At 69.6% G+C, this 17,345-nt stretch carries 15 protein-coding genes, 1 tRNA gene and 2 pseudogenes; 12 read left to right on the plus strand and 6 right to left on the minus strand.

Features of this window, described 5'->3' with window-relative positions:
• Positions 1–2: 2 nt before the first annotated feature.
• Together OPU66_RS02785 and OPU66_RS02790 are read right to left on the minus strand one after the other, a co-directional pair.
• Positions 3–633 (minus strand): annotated as a pseudogene (locus OPU66_RS02785) (transposase); the annotation flags it as partial.
• Positions 634–846: 213 nt separating this feature from the next.
• Positions 847–1,659, minus strand: a complete 813-nt coding sequence (locus OPU66_RS02790; protein WP_498552088.1) for a LytTR family DNA-binding domain-containing protein — start codon at positions 1,657–1,659, stop codon at positions 847–849.
• Between the two features lie 275 nt (positions 1,660–1,934).
• Here OPU66_RS02790 and OPU66_RS02795 point away from each other — a divergent pair, with 275 nt between their 5' ends.
• A complete protein-coding gene (locus tag OPU66_RS02795; RefSeq protein WP_498552089.1) occupies positions 1,935–2,996 on the plus strand; it encodes an alpha/beta hydrolase family protein in 1,062 nt (353 codons plus the stop codon).
• 60 nt (positions 2,997–3,056) lie between these two features.
• Here the strand turns inward: OPU66_RS02795 and OPU66_RS02800 are convergent.
• The 3 genes from OPU66_RS02800 to glpX form a co-directional block, all read right to left on the minus strand.
• Positions 3,057–3,131, minus strand: a tRNA-Glu gene (locus OPU66_RS02800).
• Between the two features lie 47 nt (positions 3,132–3,178).
• Entirely contained in the window at positions 3,179–4,996 is a 1,818-nt protein-coding gene (recJ, locus tag OPU66_RS02805; protein ID WP_498552090.1) for a single-stranded-DNA-specific exonuclease RecJ, read from the minus strand.
• Between the two features lie 92 nt (positions 4,997–5,088).
• Positions 5,089–6,057 (minus strand): class II fructose-bisphosphatase, encoded by a 969-nt coding sequence (gene glpX / locus OPU66_RS02810; RefSeq protein ID WP_498552091.1) that lies wholly within the window; start codon positions 6,055–6,057, stop codon positions 5,089–5,091.
• 157 nt (positions 6,058–6,214) lie between these two features.
• Between glpX and OPU66_RS02815 the strand changes: the two genes are divergently transcribed.
• Positions 6,215–6,595, plus strand: coding sequence for a hypothetical protein (locus OPU66_RS02815; RefSeq protein WP_498552092.1), 381 nt, complete (start codon positions 6,215–6,217; stop codon positions 6,593–6,595).
• A gap of 192 nt (positions 6,596–6,787) precedes the next feature.
• On the opposite strand, the gene OPU66_RS02820 is transcribed toward OPU66_RS02815, so the two are convergent.
• A complete protein-coding gene (locus OPU66_RS02820) occupies positions 6,788–8,077 on the minus strand; it encodes a homoserine dehydrogenase (protein WP_498552093.1) in 1,290 nt (429 codons plus the stop codon).
• 25 nt (positions 8,078–8,102) lie between these two features.
• On the opposite strand from OPU66_RS02820, the gene OPU66_RS02825 reads away from it, so the two are divergent.
• From OPU66_RS02825 to OPU66_RS02870, 10 genes and pseudogenes are all read left to right on the plus strand, one after another.
• Complete coding sequence (locus OPU66_RS02825) at positions 8,103–8,930, plus strand: nucleotidyltransferase family protein (protein ID WP_498552094.1); 828 nt, start codon at positions 8,103–8,105, stop codon at positions 8,928–8,930.
• Positions 8,931–8,941: 11 nt separating this feature from the next.
• Positions 8,942–9,571: a histidine phosphatase family protein gene (locus OPU66_RS02830; protein ID WP_498552095.1), complete on the plus strand. Its 630-nt coding sequence runs from the start codon at positions 8,942–8,944 to the stop codon at positions 9,569–9,571.
• A gap of 53 nt (positions 9,572–9,624) precedes the next feature.
• A complete protein-coding gene (locus tag OPU66_RS02835; RefSeq protein ID WP_498552096.1) occupies positions 9,625–10,116 on the plus strand; it encodes a hypothetical protein in 492 nt (163 codons plus the stop codon).
• Between the two features lie 162 nt (positions 10,117–10,278).
• The gene (locus tag OPU66_RS02840; RefSeq protein WP_498552097.1) at positions 10,279–10,965 is read left to right on the plus strand and encodes a PEPxxWA-CTERM sorting domain-containing protein; all 687 of its coding nucleotides are present in this window, start codon (positions 10,279–10,281) and stop codon (positions 10,963–10,965) included.
• A 173-nt stretch (positions 10,966–11,138) separates the two neighbouring features.
• A complete protein-coding gene (gene rlmN / locus OPU66_RS02845) occupies positions 11,139–12,323 on the plus strand; it encodes a dual-specificity RNA methyltransferase RlmN (protein WP_498552107.1) in 1,185 nt (394 codons plus the stop codon).
• Between the two features lie 159 nt (positions 12,324–12,482).
• Positions 12,483–13,328, plus strand: coding sequence for a cytochrome b/b6 domain-containing protein (locus OPU66_RS02850; RefSeq protein WP_498552098.1), 846 nt, complete (start codon positions 12,483–12,485; stop codon positions 13,326–13,328).
• Complete coding sequence (locus tag OPU66_RS02855) at positions 13,325–14,086, plus strand: molybdopterin-dependent oxidoreductase (RefSeq protein ID WP_498552099.1); 762 nt, start codon at positions 13,325–13,327, stop codon at positions 14,084–14,086. Before OPU66_RS02850 ends, OPU66_RS02855 begins: the two co-directional genes overlap by 4 nt.
• 102 nt (positions 14,087–14,188) lie before the next feature.
• Complete coding sequence (locus OPU66_RS02860; RefSeq protein ID WP_498552100.1) at positions 14,189–15,445, plus strand: class I SAM-dependent methyltransferase; 1,257 nt, start codon at positions 14,189–14,191, stop codon at positions 15,443–15,445.
• A 60-nt stretch (positions 15,446–15,505) separates the two neighbouring features.
• Positions 15,506–16,744 (plus strand): argininosuccinate synthase, encoded by a 1,239-nt coding sequence (locus tag OPU66_RS02865; protein WP_498552101.1) that lies wholly within the window; start codon positions 15,506–15,508, stop codon positions 16,742–16,744.
• Between the two features lie 35 nt (positions 16,745–16,779).
• Positions 16,780–17,345 (plus strand): annotated as a pseudogene (locus tag OPU66_RS02870) (hypothetical protein); the annotation flags it as partial.

Here is a 17,345-nt window from a genome sequence, read left to right on the forward strand (position 1 = left end):
AATAAGTGTAGCCAAGAACGAGGGGGACGGATGCCGATTTGCCTCCGCCCCCTCAGGCATAAACCATTGCAGCGGTTGGGCTGCTTAGTTGGTCGACTTTGGTCGGCCAGCCTTGGTGGCTCGCTGAGCCGCGCGCGGTTGGTCGTGATGCTGTCCCGGCGAAGCAGGAGGTGCAGGCGTCGATAGCCGAACCGTCGGCGCTGGTGCGCAAGCTCGCGCAGACGCGACGGCAGGTCGCCATCATCCTTCCGGCACGAGCAGTACCGCATGCTCGTGCGATCTGCCCCGACGACAGAGCACGCCCGCCGCTCGCTCATCCCCAGCGTCGCCTAGAGATGCGCGACCGCTTCCCGCTTCTCGACAGGCGTCACCATTTGTCGAAAGCTGGTCTTTCAGGCCTGTGTTGTCGAGCATCGTGTCGGCCAGCAACCGCTTGAGCCGCGCGTTCTGCTCCTCGAGCGCCCGCAGCCGGTTCGCATCGGACACCTCGAGGCCACCGAACTTTGCCTTCCACGCGTAATAGGTCGCGCTCGCCATCCGGTGCCGATGGTACAGCTCCGTCACGACAGCGCCCGCCCCGGGTTCCTTCAAAATGCCGATGATCTGCTCTTCTGAAAACTGCTTCCGCTCCATCTGCCCGTCCCTTCTTCGGGGCCAGACTCCAGCTCCAAATGGAGGAAAAAATGGGGTGCAGGTCACGGCCTGCTCCGACGCTCAAGCCGAGGCGAGATCTGGAGAAATCGCGAATAAGGGTGAAGCTACCAAAGACTGGATCATCGTCCGGCGGACAGGTGCCCAGCGCGACGCGCGTTGGTGGTTGCCGGTGGCCTCCTCATCCCCCCGCTGTCACAGCCACCCCGCCGCGCGCAGCGACGCGACGGCGGTGCGGGAGACCGGGGCGATCAGGCCGTTGGTCAGGTGCAGGTTCATCGACCGGGGCGTGCCGTCGACGCGCACCACCGCGTGGCGGGCGACCCACCAGGAACGGTGCGTCCTCAGCCCTTCGACCGGTCCCATCGCGGCGATTGCGCGGGTGAGCGGCATCAGCACCAGTTCGGATCCGCGCGGCGAATGCACGCGGACATAATGATCCTCCATCTGGAGTGCGATTACGTCGCCGGCGAACAGGGCCGCATGCGCAGGCGGGGTGCCCGGGGCTGCGCTGGCCGTCGCGGTTGGCGGGGCGCCTGCACGCGCGCGGCGGATCGCGAGCGCGGTGATGGGCAGCACCACCAGCGCGATCATGACGACCTGTGCATACCAGATGGCCGGCGACAGGCCGATCCGGGCCAGTTCGGGCCATAGCCTGAAGGCGAGCGACCAGGTCGCCCAGGCCTGCGGCACGCTCGCGGCGAGCGCCCAGCCGGCCAGCAGCATCCAGAACCGCCATCCGCCGCCTGCGCAGCGGCGCATCGCCAGCCCCATCCCGGCCCCGTACAGGGCAAGGCCGCACCACATGCACGTGACCCAATAAAAGATGCGGACCCCCGCGCCGCCGTTCAGATAGGTGCCGAACGGCCCGAGCAGGCCGAGCAGCACGCCGCCGGCGCTGGTCAGCGCCAGCACGCGCACGATGCGGGCCGGGCGCGAGGCGGCAGGGCCATGTGCGGCGACATCGGGGGAGGCGGCAACGGGACGGGGCGGGGCGATATCGGCCATGCCCGCTCCTAATGCGAATCGACCACCGGTGGAATCGTCGCCGCGGTCGGCGATTGTGGCGCGCCGCCCAGGCCCATCAGCCGGGCAGGTCCCCTTGGCCCCGGAGATGCACCTGTTGCGGATCCGCGCCGACGGGGGAGAGGGCGGGGGAGATGGGGCAGGACGCCCGGCATCCCGTTTGCCGGGCCGCGAACCCGTTCGCCCGTTCACGAAATCCGGCTCGCGCCGGCCGGGCACACCGGCCGATGGCGGCGGCCCCACTTTGGAGTGCCGTGATGCCCGTTCCCATCAGCCTGCGCCTTGCCTTCACGCTGCTGAGCCTGTCCGCCCCAGGCTATGCCCAGCCCGTCCCTACCCCCGCCGCCGCCCCCGCCCCGGTTCCGGGAGCGGCTGTGCGGGGTGCCGTCGGCGTCGGCTTCGCGCAGAGCCGCATGGCCGATGGCACCGAAATCGGCATCTGGTTCCCCGCGCATGGCGACCCCGTGCCGCAGCGGCTGGGCATTTACGCGCAAAACGCCATTGCCGGTGCCGCGCCGGCCGGGCGGCATTTGCCGCTGATCGTGATGTCGCACGGCAATGGCGGGCATTTTGCCGGTCATTTCGATACGGCGGCGGCGCTGGCGCGCGCCGGCTTCGTCGTCGCGGCGCTGACCCATCCGGGCGACAATTGGCGCGATCAGAGCCGGGCGACGCAGATGGACGCGCGCGTCACGGCGCTCAGCGGCCTCATCACCCATATGCTGGGTAGCTGGCAGCACCGTGCGGCGCTCGATCCCCGCCGGGTCGGTGCGTTCGGCTTTTCGGCCGGCGGCTTCACCGTGCTCGCCGCCGCCGGCGGGCGGCCCGATCTGACCCGCATGGCGCGCCACTGCGCCGATCATCCGGGCTTTTTCGATTGCGGGATGGTGAAGGCGCATCCGCTGCCGAACCCGGTCTGGACCGCGCCGGGGGATCGCCGGATCAAGGCGGTCGTCGCCGCCGCCCCGGCACTCGGCTTCACCTTCGGCCGGGCGGGGCTGAGCGGTGTCACCATGCCGGTGCAACTGTGGCGCGCCGACAAGGATGCGGTGCTGCCCGCGCCCTTTTATGCCGATGCGGTGCGCGCCGATCTGCCCCGCCCGCCCGAATTCCATGCCGTTGCCGGTGCCGGGCATTTCGATTTCCTCGCCCCGTGCAGCGCGGGCGGGCCGCTGGCGCGAATCTGCACGAGCGAGGGATTCGACCGGCCGGCCTTTCACACCCGGTTCAATGCCGAGGTCGTGCGCTTTTTCAGCCGCCATCTGGCCGCACGCGGCAAGGCGCGACGGGCCGATGCGGCGGCGCCCGACGGGTCGTGAACCATCAAGGAGGGAGTTAACGCCAGCACCGCGCGGCATGTGCGCACACATGCCGGAAAATGGTGACCCCTACGGGAATCGAACCCGTGTTTCAGCCGTGAAAGGGCCGCGTCCTAACCGCTAGACGAAGGGGCCATCGCTGGCGAGGCGCTCCGTTAGACGGGTCCGAAGCGCTGGTCAAGTCACTCGACCCATGCTGCGTCATCAATATGCATTTCTGCCGCCGGACGGGCCCCCCAATCATCGGTTTTGGCCCGTCCGGCGAGCCATAGCCGCCGGTCTGCGGGCGCGCCGAGCAGTGCCTGGCCCAGCTCGGTGTCGGCGGCGCGGAAGGCGACGGCCTTGAGCCGTGCCCCGTCTTCGCCGGCCAGAATCGTGCGGACATGGCCGCTGCCGACAATATCGGCGCGCACGATCCTGACCGGGCCGGTCGCCACGCGCGGCGCGGGCCAGCCCATGCCATAGGGGCCGGCCTCGTCCAGCGCTTCGATCAGGCTGGGGGACAGGCCGCGCGGGCTGACCACGGCGTCGATGGCAAGCGCGCGCGAGGCCGTGGCCGCCGCCACCGCATCGGCCAGCCGTTCGTTGAGGAAATCGCGCAGCGAATCGACCCGGTCGGCCGTCACCGTCAGCCCCGCCGCCATCGCATGGCCGCCCCCGGCGACGAGCAGCCCCGAATCGCGCGCCGCCATCACCGCCGCGCCCAGATCGACGCCCGCGACCGAACGGCCCGAGCCTTTGCCGATCCCGGCCTCGTCGATCCCGATCACGATTGCCGGCCGGCCCAGCCGTTCCTTCAGCCGCCCGGCGACGATGCCGATCACGCCCGGATGCCAGCCCGCGCCGGCGACGATCTGCACGGCATCGTCGCTGCGCGCCGCCGCTTCGGCGGCCAGCTGCACCTCGGCCTCGATCGCGCGGCGTTCCTCGTTCAGCGCATCGAGTTCGGCGGCGATGCGCGCGGCCTCGTCCGGGTCGCTGGTGGTGAGCAGCCTGACCCCCAGATCCGACCGGCCGACCCGCCCGCCGGCATTGATGCGCGGGCCGAGCGCAAAGCCCAGATCATGGGTCAGCGGCGCGCGTGACAGGCGCGCGGCGCGGGCAAGCGCGGTCAGCCCGATATTGCGCCCCGCCGCCATCACCTTCAGCCCCTGGGCGACAAAGGCGCGGTTGAGGCCCTTGAGCGCCGCGACATCGGCAACCGTGCCGAGTGCGACCAGATCGAGCAGGTCGATCAGCTTCGGTTCGGGGCGGGTGCGGAAATGGCCGCGCCCGCGCAGCTCGCGCAGCAGCGCCGCGCCGAGCAGAAAGGCGACGCCGACCGCCGCCAGATGGCCGTGCGCCGCGCCCTCATCCTCGTCCAGCCGGTTGGGATTGACGAGCGCATAGGCCTCGGGAAGCGCGCTTGAGCATTTGTGATGATCGACGACGATCACCTCGGCCCCCGCCGCCCGCGCCATCGCCAGCGCCTCGAACGCCTGAGCGCCGCAATCGACGGTGACGATCAGCCTGGTGCCGCCCTCCGCGATCCTGACCAGCGCCTCGCCGCTCGGGCCATAGCCTTCCATCAGCCGGTCGGGGATATAGGCGGCGGGCGACAGGCCGAGCGCGCCGAGCAGGCGGATCAGCAGCGCCGCCGAGGTCGCGCCGTCGACATCATAATCGCCGAACACCGTCACCGCCTCGCCGCGTTCGACCGCATCGGCCAGCCGCGCGGCCGCCCGGTCCATGTCGCGGAAGATCGACGGATCGGGCATGAACGCCCGGATCGTCGGCGCGCGGTAGATCGGCACCGCATCGCGCGGGCAGCCGCGCGTCATCAGCAGCTGCGTGACCAGATCGTCGGGCCGCAGGTCGCGGTCGATCCCGTCGCCCGGGGCCCCGCGCCAATGCCAGGGCTGGCCCAGCACCGAACGGGTCACGCCCAGCGCCGGCGGGAGCGCGGAGGCCGGGGCGGCGGATGGCGCAGCGGACGGGGCAGCGGGGGCGGGCGGGGTCATCGGGGGTGGTGCTCCATCTCCCGTTCCTAGCCCCAGCCTGCCCGCCGCGCCAAGCGCGGGGGATGGATCACCCGGCCCGCGGCCGGAGAAGATCAGCCCTCGGCCCGGTGTTCGCCGCGCACCCAGCGCACGGTGCCGGTCGATGCGCGCATCACGACGCTCTCGGTGGTCATGCGGCCGCCCTTCAGCCGCTTCACCCCGTCGAGCAGCGAGCCGTCGGTCACGCCGGTGGCCGCGAAGATGCAGTCGCCGCGCGCCAGTTCGGTCAGGTCGTAGATCTTGTTCAGATCCTCGATGCCCCATTTGCGCGCGCGCGCCCGCTCATCCTCGTTGCGGAACAGCAGCCGGCCCTTGAACTGGCCGCCGACGCAGCGCAGCGCCGCCGCCGCCAGCACGCCTTCGGGCGCGCCGCCAGAGCCCATATAGATGTCGATGGTGGTGTCGGGATCGGTGGTCGCGATCACGCCCGCCACATCGCCATCGGGGATCAGCATGATGCCACAGCCGACCTCGCGCAGCTCGGCGATCAGCTTTTCATGCCGGGGCCGGTCGAGCACGCAGGCGATCACCTCGTCGGGGCGCACGCCCTTGGCGGCGGCGATCGCGCGGATATTGTCGGCCGGGCTGCGATCAAGGTCGATCACGCCTTCGGGATAGCCGGGGCCGACGGCAAGCTTGTCCATATAAACGTCGGGCGCGTTGAGCAGGCAGCCCTGTTCGGCGATGGCGAGCACGGCGAGCGCGTTCGGCCCGGCCTTGGCGGTGATCGTCGTGCCTTCGAGCGGATCGAGCGCGATGTCGATCGCCGGGCCGCTGCCCGAGCCGACCTTTTCGCCGATATAAAGCATCGGTGCCTCGTCACGCTCACCCTCGCCGATCACGACGGTGCCGTTGACATCGAGTTCGTTGAGCGCCGCGCGCATCGCCTCGACGGCGGCGGCGTCGGCCGCCTTTTCATTGCCCCGCCCGATCAGCCGCGACGCCGCAATCGCCGCCGCTTCGGTGACCCGCACCATTTCGAGCACCAGCACGCGGTCGAGATTCTGGCTTGCCGTGACCATGAAGACGCATCCCCTGTCCGAATAATCAGTCTGCTTACGCGCGCCGCGATAGGCGACGAAGGTTGCGATGTCGAGAATCGCCGGCCGGTCGCGGTTCAGTGATCGTTCACGCCGCTGGCCTAGCCTCCGACCGGGCAGACAAGGCGGGAGGCGGGCCGTGATCCTGATGCGCGTGATGGCGGGTGTGGCACAGGCGCTGGGGGGCGAACCGCCGCCGCTGATCCAGCCCGCCCCCGCCGATGCGGTTGCGACCTATGACCGGATGACGCGCATCGAACCGCGCTGCCAGACCCCGGCGGGGCAGGACATTCTGGTGTGCGCGCGCCGTGGTGCCGACCGCTACCGCGTGCCGTTTCTCGTCCCGACACCGGGCGATCCGCGCAACCTCGGCCCGCATGGCGAACGCGCCGCCCTGCTCTACCGGGCCAGCCCGTGCGAGGAATCGGGAGCGTTTCTCGTCGGCTGCGGGATGGCGGGCGTGACGGTCAGCACCAATCTGGGCACCGGCCGGGTCGAACGACGGCCGCTTGCCCCCTGAGGGGGCGGTTTTTGATTGGGAAGAACGGCACCGGCCCGCACCCCCACCCGGCCTCCCACAGTGTACCCTGCCGTTGGGAGGCCGGGTGGGGGTGCGGGCCGGTGCCGCCCCCGCGCCGCGAGGCGCGGCACAAGCAACTCCCGCCCCCGCGCCGCGAGGCGCGCAAACAAACACCCCGCACCAGAAATACCTTCAGTCGAGAATATGCATCAGCATCGGCTGGCCGCGCAGCCAGGGGGCGCCGTCCAGCCGCTCGATCGCCTGGGCGACCGCGCGTTCGGGGCCTTTATGGGTGACGATGGCGACCAGCACGCCGCCATCGGGCATCGCGCCGCGCTGGATCAGGCTTTCGATCGACACGCCCGAATCGCGCATCGCCGCCGCGATCTCGGCGAGCACGCCGACCTTGTCGTTGACCGTGAAGCGCAGATAGGCGCGGCCCTCGCGCGCGCCGGGATCGGCATGCGGCTGTTCGCCCAGCGCCGCGACCGGCATCGCAAAGGCAGGGCCATATTCGCCGCGCGCAATGTCGATCAGATCGGCGACGACCGCGCTGGCCGTCGGGCCGTCGCCAGCGCCGCGCCCCTGGAACAGCAGCCGGCCGACGAAATTGCCCTCGGCCACCACCGCGTTCAGCGATCCGGTGACATGGGCGAGCGGATGGCTGACCGGCACCAGATGCGGGTGAATGCGCTGGAACAGCCCGTCGGCGCGCAGTTCGGCATGGCCGAGCAGGCGGATGCGGAAGCCGAGCGCCGCCGCCTCGGCAATGTCGGCGGCCAGCACATGGCGGATGCCGGTGGTGCCGACGCCCGGAAAGTCGATCCGCGTGCCAAAGGCGAGGCTGGCGAGGATCGACAGCTTGTGGGCGGCGTCGATCCCGTCAATGTCGAACCCCGGATCGGCCTCGGCATAGCCGAGCGCCTGCGCCTCGGCGAGCACATCGGCAAAGTCGCGCCCCTCGGCCTCCATGGTCGAGAGGATGTAGTTGCAGGTGCCGTTCAGAATGCCATAGACCTGCTGGATGCGGTTGGCCGCCGCGCCCTCGCGCAGCCCCTTGATCACCGGGATGCCGCCCGCGACCGCCGCCTCATATTTGAACGCGACATTGCCCGCCTCGGCGGCGCTCGCCAGTTCCAGCCCGTGATGGGCGATCATCGCCTTGTTGGCGGTGACCAGCGCCTTGCCGGCGGCGATGGTCCGCCGCGCCAGGGTGAGCGCCGGCCCGTCGCTGCCGCCGATCAGTTCGACCACCACGTCGACGCCGTCCAGCGCCGCCATCTCGCCCATATCGTCGACCCAGCGGAAGCGGGACAGGTCGACACCGCGGTCCTTGCTGCGGTCGCGTGCCGACACGGCGACGATTTCGATCGGCCGCCCGGCGCGGCGCGCGATCAGATCGGCATTGGCATCGAGCAGGCGGACAACGCCGCCGCCCACCGTTCCCAGGCCCGCCAGGGCGATTTTCAAGGCTTCAGTCATCGCGATCATGGGCTAAAGGGCCGGCATGGCAAGTCAATCGCCCATTGCGCCGCCGCCGGGTTCGCCCGCGATCCTGATCCTCGCCGGCAAGCGCGACGGCAGGGTCGATCCGCTGGCCGAACAGGCGGGCGTCAGCCACAAGGCGGTGGTGCCGATCCGGGGCAAGCCGCTGCTCACCTGGGTGCTGGAAGCGGCCGAGGCGGCCTGGCCCGACAGCCTGATCCTGGTGTCGATCCACGATCCGGCGGTGATCGCCGGGCTGCCCATCGTCGCGCGGCTGCAGGCGGCGGGGCGGCTGGTCGCGGTGCCTGCGGGGCCGGGCATTGTCGAAAGCCTCGAGGCCGCAGTCGCCGTGGCGGGCGACCGTGCCTGGCCGATGCTGGTGACGACGGGCGACAATGTGCTGGTGACGCCCAAGGCACTGCGTCGGCTGCATGATGAGGCGGTGCGCGAAGGGGCGGGGGCGGCGCTGTCGATCGCCAGCCGCGAACAGATTCTCGCCGCCCATCCCGAGGGGCAGCGGCGCTTCTACGAGTTTGCCGATGTCGCGATTTCCAACTGCAACGCCTATTGGCTGGCCGACGCCGCGGCGCTGCGCGCGGCCGAAAGCTTCCGCGGCGGTGGCCAGTTCATCAAGACGCCGGGCGCGATCCTGAAGGCGTTCGGCCTGTGGAACCTGATCGGTTTCCGCCGCCGCTGGTGGACGCTTGAGCGCATCATGGCCAATCTGTCGCGCCGGTTCGGGGTGCGCATCCGGCCGGTGTTCGTGACCGATGGCGCGCTGGCCGTCGATGTCGACAATCCGCGCACCTACAAGATCGCCGAAACCCTGCTCGCCAGCCGGAAACCGTAAGAAAGGGCGCCATGAGCCGCATCTTCATCGCCCGCCACGGCGAGACCGTGTTCAACGCCGCCCGGCGGATGCAGGGTGACCAGATCGACACGCCGCTGACCCGCGCCGGCTTTGCCCAGGCCGAGGCGATGGGCCGGGGGCTGAGCGAGTGGCTGGATGGCGCGGCGGCCGTGCTCGAGCTTTGGTCTTCCCCCTATGGCCGGGCGCTCCAGACGCTCGCCATCATCGCCGAACATATTGGCGGCGACTGGCATGGCTGCCGCCGCGATCAGCGGCTGGCGGAAATCAATGTCGGCAGCTGGGGCGGGCGCACATATGCCGAAATCATCGCCGAGCAGGGCGAGATCGTCTGCCGCGACACCCATTTGTTCGCCGTGCGCCCGCCGGGGGGCGAATGGTATGACGAGATCGCCGCCCGCCTGTCGGGCTGGATCGCCGATCATGGCCGCGTGCCCGGCGACCGGCTGGTGATCATGCACGGCATGTCGTCGCGCGTGCTGCGCGGGCTGCTGACCGGCCTGCCGGTCGATCCGCGCTGGCGCGCGCCGGTCGCGCCGCATCTGCCGCAAGGGACGATGGTGGTGATCGAGGACGGGCGCGAGGCGATCGTCCATCTGGGCGGCGGCGCGGCCCCGGCATGATGCGTGCGGCGCTGACCGGTGCCGCCGCCAGGGGCTTGCGGGTTGCGGGCCTGATGTCCGCCGCGCTGCTGTCCGCCGGCGCGCCGGGCGCTGCCGCCGGGCGCGAGGATCTGGGCGTTTATGGCCGCTGGGGCGCGTTCCGCGATCCGGCGCTGCGGCGCTGCCACGCCATCGCCCGGCCGGTGCGCCCGGCCCCGCCGGGGGGCGGCGCGCGGCCGGATCAGCCCTTTGCCAGCATCGGCTTCTGGCCGGGTCGCCAGCCGGGCGGGCAGCTGCATCTGCGCCTCAGCCGCGCGCATGGGGCGACGGGCGGGCCGGTGCTTTCGGTCGGCGGACGCCGATTCGCGCTTATCGCCCGTGGCGCCGACGCCTGGGCCGCCGACCAGCGCATGGATGCCGCGATCATTGCGGCGCTGCGCGGGGCCGAACAGATGACCGTGTCGGGCCGCACAGCGGGCGGGGGCGGTTTTCAGGATCATTACGCGCTGCGCGGTGTCGCCTCTGCAATCGATGCGGCGATCATCGGCTGTGCAGCCCGCCGTTAACCAGGTTTCGGCGGAGAGACCGAGTATTTCTCAAGGCATAGCGTTAATGCACCGCTTTGGGACGGGGCGAATTTAACCAAAGACGGATGATAAACGAATCGTTACTTGGGCTTCATCCAGTCCGGACCCACCCGGATCTCCGAGTTCAAAAGGGGTGTAGCCATGAAGTCTGTTGCTCTCGCGTTCGTCCTTGCCGCCACGCTCGCCGCGCCGGCCTCGGCCGCCAATCTGCTGGTCAATGGCAGCTTCGAGAACGGCTTCAGCGGCTGGACGCTGGGCGGCACGTCGGGTGACGGCGTGCAGCCCGCGGTCATCAACTATAACAGCGCCACCGCCTATCCGACCGGCGCTTATGGCGAAGCGGTGCCGGCGACCAACAGCGCCGCCAATCCCGGCTTTGACGCGGTGGGCGGCAAGGCCGCCTATTTCGTCGCCGACCTCGCCCGGCCGCAGACCCTGTCGCAGACGGTCAATGTGACCGCCGGCACCAACTACACCTTCGGCTTCGACGTCTATCTGCCGTTCAACGGCGCGGCCAACCCGAACGATGCCAGCTTCACGGCGTCGGTCGGCGGCATCCAGTTCGCCAGCTTCTCGGCCAGCGGCCAGCCGGCGGGCCAGTGGCTGACCTTCAAGTCGAGCGGCATCGCCACCGTCACCGGGCCGAGCAGCTTCCAGTTCACCTTCAACAGCTTCGGCATTCCGGCCAAGGACTTTGTCGTCGACCGGGTGTTCTTCGCGCCCACCGACGCGGTACCGGAACCGGCCAGCTGGGCGATGATGATCACCGGCTTCGGCCTTGCCGGCATGGGCCTGCGCCGCCGCGCCGCCACCGCCGCCTTCGCCTGACCCCCTTTTTCAGTTGCGCAGCGCCGGGCCGCCGCTTGCCAGAGCGGCGGCCCATTCTTTCTGCGGCGTCCGCCGCTTGCTAAGGCGGCGGGCAGCGCCTGTTCCGACCGCCTCTGCCCGGCGCTCGCAAAAATGCCGCATTCCCCCTACATGGGACCGCGATGACCCCGACCATGCAGATGCCCGGCCATATCGATCCCGTGCCCGTGCCGCGCGCCGCCACCGCGCGCGCCGATGGGCGTATCGACCTGATCGGCCTTGCCCGCGACCAGATTCGCGACACGCTGGAAGCCGCCGGGCTGGAGCCGCGTCAGGCGCGGCTGCGCGCCAAGCAGCTTTGGCACTGGATCTACAATCGCGGCGTCACCGATTTTTCGCTGATGACCGACATCGCCAAGGCGCAGCAGCCCTGGCTGGCGGAACGATTCGCCATCGGCCGGCCCGAAGTGGTCGAGGCGCAGGTCTCGTCCGACGGCACGCGCAAATGGCTGCTGCGTTCCGATGACGGGCAGGACTATGAAATGGTCTTCATCCCCGATGCCGATCGCGGAACGCTGTGCGTGTCGAGCCAGGTCGGCTGCACGCTCAACTGCCGGTTCTGCCACACCGGTACGATGCGGCTGGTGCGCAACCTGACGGCGGGCGAGATTGTCGGCCAGGTGATGCTGGCGCGCGATGCGCTGGGCGAATGGCCGAGCCAGCCCGAGGGGCGGCTGCTGACCAACATCGTCATGATGGGCATGGGCGAGCCGCTGTACAACTTCGACAATGTCCGCGATGCGCTGCGCATCGTGATGGACGGGGACGGCATTGCCCTGTCCAAGCGGCGCATCACCCTGTCGACGGCGGGCGTCGTGCCCAAAATGGCGCAGGCGGGCATCGAAATCGGCGTCAATCTGGCGGTGTCGCTGCATGCGGTGACCAAGGAGGTGCGCGACGAGATCGTGCCGCTCAACCGCAAATACGGGATCGAGGAGCTGCTTCAGGCCTGTGCCGATTATCCGGGCGCGAACAATGCCCGGCGCATCACCTTTGAATATGTGATGCTCAAGGACCGCAACGACAGCGACGCCGATGCGCGCGAGCTGGTGCGGCTGCTGCGCAAATACCGGCTGCCGGCCAAGGTCAATCTCATCCCGTTCAACCCCTGGCCGGGCGCGCCCTATGAATGCTCGACGCCGGAGCGCGTGCAGCGTTTTTCCGACATCGTGTTCGAAGCCGGCATTTCCGCGCCGGTGCGCACGCCGCGCGGCCGCGACATCATGGCCGCCTGCGGCCAGCTGAAATCCGCCGCCCAGAAAAAGAGCCGCGCCGAGCTGGACCGGCTGGTCGAGGAAAAACAGGCCGCGCTCGGCTGAGCCGCGCTTCCGCCCCCCGCCCGCTGCCGCTCCGGCCCTTTTGGTTTGCCGCATTTTCCGGGTCGCCGGGTGATTCAACCCGGCGTGAAAATGCTCTAGCCTTGGCTGATCGCCGGGGCCTGTAACCGGGCCGGCTGCACCTGCGAACGGGGAGGGCATATGGGCAGCAACAGACAGGTCATCTACCGGCACCGGCTGGCCACGCGGCTGTGGCACTGGGTGAATGCGGCGGCGGTCGCGCTGCTGCTGATGAGCGGGGCGATGATCTTCAACGCCCATCCCCGGCTCTATTGGGGCGAATATGGCGCCAATCCCGACCGCGCCTGGCTGCATATCGGCGCGACCGAGCGCACCGGCTATCTGTCGGTCGCCGGCTGGCGGTTCGACACCACCGGCGTGCTCGGTCGCTGGACCGACCCGCAGGGGGTGACGCGCACCCGCGCCTTTCCGCATTGGGCGACGATCCCGTCGGGCTATAATCTGGCGCTGGCCCGGCGCTGGCACATGGCGGTCGCGCTGCCGTTCGCCTTCGCACTTCTCGCCTTCATGCTTGCCAGCCTGATGAACGGCCATGCCGCGCGCGACCTGAGGCTGCGTGCGCGCGAACTGCGCCCGGCGCATCTGTGGGCCGACATCGTCGCCCATTTGCGGCTGCGCTTTCACGATCCGGCCGATCCGGCGGCGTTCAACACCTTGCAGAAGATCAGCTATGCGGCGGTGATTTTCGGGCTGATCCCGCTGATGATCGTTACCGGCCTTGCCATGTCGCCGGGCATGGATGCCGGTTATCCGTGGCTGAGCGGCATGTTCGGCGGCCGGCAATCGGCGCGCTCGGTGCATTTCATCGCCGCCGCCGCGCTCGCCGGCTTTATCGTCGTGCATCTGCTGCTCGTGCTCGCGTCCGGCCCGGTGCGCCAGATTGGCGGGATGATCACCGGGCGGGTGCCGGGCGCGCCGCCCCCGCGACATGACCGGGGTGACGACATGACCGGGGTGGCGGCATGAGCGGGGGCGTGATGCTGTCGCGGCGGCGGCTGATCGGCGGGCTGGCGGTGGGCGGGCTGCTGGGCGGCTGCGACCGGCTGGGCGAGGTGCCGGCCGTCCGCCATCTGCTGTTTTCGGCCGAGGATGCGCACCGCGCGCTCCAGCGCCGGCTTGTGGACCGGATGGCGCTGGCGCGCGAATATCGCCCCGACCAGATGTCGCCGGTGTTCCGCATGAACGGCACCCGCAATCCCGCCACCGCCGAATATGCCGCGCATCTGGCCAATGGCTTTGCCGACTGGCGGCTGCGCGTGGACGGGCTGGTCGCGCGGCCGCTGACGCTCGATCTGGCGACGATCAAGGCGATGCCGATGCGCACCCAGATCACCCGCCACGACTGTGTCGAGGGGTGGAGCGCGATCGGCAAATGGCATGGCCCGCCCTTGTCGCTGCTGCTCGACCGGGCGGGGCTGCGGCGCGCGGCGCGCTACATCGTCTTTCACTGCGCCGACAGCCTGGGCGGGCGGCCTTATTATGAATCGATCGATCTGGTCGACGCCTTCCACCCGCAGACGATCCTTGCCTGGGGGATGAACAACCGCACCCTGCCCATGGGCCATGGCGCGCCGCTGCGCCTCAGGGTGGAGCGGCAGCTGGGCTATAAACAGGCCAAATATGTCATGCGGATCGAAGCGGTGGCGAGCCTGGCCGGCATTCATGGCGGCAAGGGCGGGCTGTGGGAGGATCTGGCCGGGTATGAATGGTATGCCGGCATCTGATCTGCTGCGCCCCGGCCCGCCTGACCGGCCGGGCGCGCAACCGACGGGCCGGCCCGGCCGTTTCGCCTTCATCCCGGTTCACGGAGACAGGGGAGGCCGGCCATGTTCCTGCTCGACCAGCTGCTCACCCGCGCCGTCCGCGCCGGTGAACTGACCGTCACCTATGCCGATGGCCGGGTCGCCCGCTATGGCCGGCCCGCGCCCGGCCGCGCGCCGGTTGCCATCCGCTTTGCCGACCGTGCGACGCCCGGCCGCATCGCCCGCAACCCGCGCATCGGCGCGGGCGAGGCCTATATGGACGGACGGCTGATCGTCGAGCAGGGCGATGTGCTGGATCTGGTGCGCCTGATCCGCGCCGGGCTGCCGTTCGAAACCGGCGGACGGCTGGAGCCGCCGGCCCTGTGGCGGCGGGCGCTGGCCGGGCTGGCCGGGCGGGTCGACCGGCTGAACTGGGCGCGGCGCGCGCGGCGCAACGTCGCCCATCATTACGACCTGTCGGGCGGGCTTTATGATCTGTTTCTGGATTCCGACCGCCAATATAGCTGCGCCTATTTCACCGATCCCGCGCAGAGCCTCGAGGCCGCGCAGGCCGACAAAAAGGCGCATATCGCCGCCAAGCTCGCGCTCGCGCCGGGGCAAAGCGTGCTCGACATCGGCTGTGGCTGGGGCGGGCTGGCGCTCTACCTGCACCGTGTCGCCGGGGTCGATGTGCTCGGCATCACTCTGTCGGAAGAGCAATTGCGCGTCGCCCGCCGCCGCGCCGCCGAAGCGGGCGTCGCCGATCATGTGCGGTTCGAGCTGATCGATTACCGCGCTGTCGCCGGGCAGTTCGACAGGATCGTCTCGGTCGGCATGTTCGAACATGTCGGCCCGCCGCATTACCGGACCTTTTTCCGCCAGTGCCGCAACCTGCTGGCCGAAGACGGGGTGATGCTGCTGCACAGCATCGGCCGCATGGGCGGGCCGGGCGTGACCGACAGCTGGACATCCAGATACATCTTTCCCGGCGGCTATATTCCGGCGCTCAGCGAAATCGTCGCGGCGAGCGAGACGGCGCGGCTGATCGCCGCCGATGTCGAGACGCTGCGCCTCCATTACGCGCTCACCATCCAGCATTGGTATGACCGCACGGTCGCCAGACGCGCCGAGATCGAGGCGCTGTATGATGCCCGCTTCTACCGCATGTGGTGTTTCTATCTGGCCGGTGCGCTGACCGCGTTCGAGAATGGCGGGCTGTGCAATTACCAGCTGCAATATGTCCGCGACCGGCGCGCGCTGCCGATCACGCGTGATTATATCGCCACCGCCGAAGCACGGCTGCGCGCCGCCGCCGCCCCGTTGGTGCCGGCACCCGCCTGATCCGCCATTGCGCCCGCGCGGCTTTGTGCATAGTCGGCGGCGAAACGGAGGTTTGTGGGCATGACGGACAAGCGCCAGCGCGCAGAGCAGATCAACCGGGTCGTCCTCGCCTTTTCAGGCGGGCTCGACACCAGCGTGATCCTCAAATGGCTGCAACAGACCTATCAGTGCGAAGTGGTGACCTTCACCGCCGATCTCGGCCAGGGCGAGGAGCTGGAGCCGGCGCGGCAGAAGGCGGCGCTGATGGGGGTGAAGCCCGAACATATCTTCATCGACGATCTGCGCGACGAGTTCGTCCGCGATTATGTGTTCCCGATGATGCGCGCGAACGCGGTTTATGAGGGCCAGTATCTGCTCGGCACCTCGATCGCGCGCCCGCTGATCGCCAAGCGGCAGATCGAGATCGCGCGCGCGGTCGGGGCCGATGCCGTCAGCCATGGCGCGACCGGCAAGGGCAATGACCAGGTCCGGTTTGAGCTGGGCTATTACGCGCTTCAGCCCGACATCAAGGTGATCGCGCCCTGGCGGGAATGGGATCTGACCAGCCGCACCCGGCTGATCGAGTTTGCCGAGGCGCACCAGATTCCGATCCCGCGCGACAAGCGCGGCGAAGCGCCGTTTTCGACCGATGCGAATCTGCTGCACACCTCGTCCGAGGGCAAGGTGCTCGAGGATCCGTGGGACGAGGTGCCCGATTATGTGTTCTCGCGCACCGTCAATCCCGAGGACGCGCCCGACACGCCCGAATATCTGACCATCGATTTCGAGCGCGGCGATGCGGTGGCCGTGGATGGCGAGGGGCTGGGTCCGGCCGATCTGCTTGCCCGGCTCAATGATTTCGGTCGCCGCCACGGCATCGGCCGGCTCGATCTGGTCGAGAACCGTTTTGTCGGCATGAAGTCGCGCGGCATGTACGAGACGCCGGGTGGCACGATCCTGCATCTGGCGCACCGGGCGATCGAGCAGGTGACGCTCGACCGCGGGGCCGCGCATCTGAAGGACCAGCTGATGCCGCGCTATGCGGAGCTGATCTATAACGGCTTCTGGTTCTCGCCCGAGCGCGAGATGCTGCAGGCGGCGATCGACCATAGCCAGCAGCATGTCACCGGCACCGTGCGGCTGAAGCTCTACAAGGGTGCGGCGCATGTCGTCGGCCGCCGCGCCGATCCGCGCCACAATCTCTATTCGGCCAAGATCGTCACCTTCGAGGACGATGCCGGGGCCTATGACCAGCGCGACGCCGAAGGCTTTATCAAGCTCAATGCGCTCAGGCTGCGCCTGCTCGGGCAGCGCGGATGAACCCGCCTCTCTCCCGCCGCGGGAGAGAGACGGGCGTGACAGGCGTGGTGCCGCTGGCGCTTGGGCTGGCGGTGGCGCTGACCGCGCTGCAGGTTTTTCTCGCCTGGGCCGACCTGTCGGCGCGGGTGTTGCCCATGGCCGACGACATGCTGCGTCTGGCCGGCATCCGCGACTGGCTGGCGGGGCAGGCGGCGGGCGACCTGACCCAGCTTCGCCTCGGCCCGCCGGGCGGCACGGTGCTGGGCTGGTCGCGGCTGCCCGATCTGGTGCCGGCGGGGCTGGTCGCGCTGATTTCGCCGCTCACAGGCCCGGCCCGGGCCGAGCTGGTCGGGCTGGTGCTGTGGCCCGAGCTGCTGTTTTTCACCCATATGTTGATCGCCGCGGCGCTGGCGCGGACTGTCGCCGGGCCGCGCGCGGCTTTGGTCGCGGTGGTGCTGGCGGCACTCGCAACGCCCGCTGCCGCCGCTTTCCGCCCGGGCGCGATTGCCGGGCTGGGCATGGCGATTGTTGCGGTCGAGGCGGTGCTGCTGGCGCTGGTGCGCGGGCGGTTCGGCATTGCCGGGCTGCTGGCGGCGCTGGCGCTCGCCATCGGGGGCGAGGC

The organism is Sphingomonas sp. URJC2, from assembly GCF_059803575.1.

What these genes read in the sequence shown, in the direction of transcription:
- rlmN (WP_498552107.1), top strand. Translation starts at nt 11,139, where the DNA reads ATGCAGATGCCCGGCCATATCGATCCCGTGCCCGTGCCGCGCGCCGCC.
- OPU66_RS02790 (WP_498552088.1), bottom strand. Translation starts at nt 1,659, where the DNA reads ATGGCCGATATCGCCCCGCCCCGTCCCGTTGCCGCCTCCCCCGATGTC.
- recJ (WP_498552090.1), bottom strand. Translation starts at nt 4,996, where the DNA reads ATGACCCCGCCCGCCCCCGCTGCCCCGTCCGCTGCGCCATCCGCCGCC.
- OPU66_RS02855 (WP_498552099.1), top strand. Translation starts at nt 13,325, where the DNA reads ATGAGCGGGGGCGTGATGCTGTCGCGGCGGCGGCTGATCGGCGGGCTG.
- OPU66_RS02835 (WP_498552096.1), top strand. Translation starts at nt 9,625, where the DNA reads ATGTCCGCCGCGCTGCTGTCCGCCGGCGCGCCGGGCGCTGCCGCCGGG.
- OPU66_RS02840 (WP_498552097.1), top strand. Translation starts at nt 10,279, where the DNA reads ATGAAGTCTGTTGCTCTCGCGTTCGTCCTTGCCGCCACGCTCGCCGCG.
- OPU66_RS02795 (WP_498552089.1), top strand. Translation starts at nt 1,935, where the DNA reads ATGCCCGTTCCCATCAGCCTGCGCCTTGCCTTCACGCTGCTGAGCCTG.
- OPU66_RS02830 (WP_498552095.1), top strand. Translation starts at nt 8,942, where the DNA reads ATGAGCCGCATCTTCATCGCCCGCCACGGCGAGACCGTGTTCAACGCC.
- OPU66_RS02860 (WP_498552100.1), top strand. Translation starts at nt 14,189, where the DNA reads ATGTTCCTGCTCGACCAGCTGCTCACCCGCGCCGTCCGCGCCGGTGAA.
- OPU66_RS02825 (WP_498552094.1), top strand. Translation starts at nt 8,103, where the DNA reads ATGGCAAGTCAATCGCCCATTGCGCCGCCGCCGGGTTCGCCCGCGATC.
- OPU66_RS02820 (WP_498552093.1), bottom strand. Translation starts at nt 8,077, where the DNA reads ATGACTGAAGCCTTGAAAATCGCCCTGGCGGGCCTGGGAACGGTGGGC.
- glpX (WP_498552091.1), bottom strand. Translation starts at nt 6,057, where the DNA reads ATGGTCACGGCAAGCCAGAATCTCGACCGCGTGCTGGTGCTCGAAATG.
- OPU66_RS02865 (WP_498552101.1), top strand. Translation starts at nt 15,506, where the DNA reads ATGACGGACAAGCGCCAGCGCGCAGAGCAGATCAACCGGGTCGTCCTC.
- OPU66_RS02850 (WP_498552098.1), top strand. Translation starts at nt 12,483, where the DNA reads ATGGGCAGCAACAGACAGGTCATCTACCGGCACCGGCTGGCCACGCGG.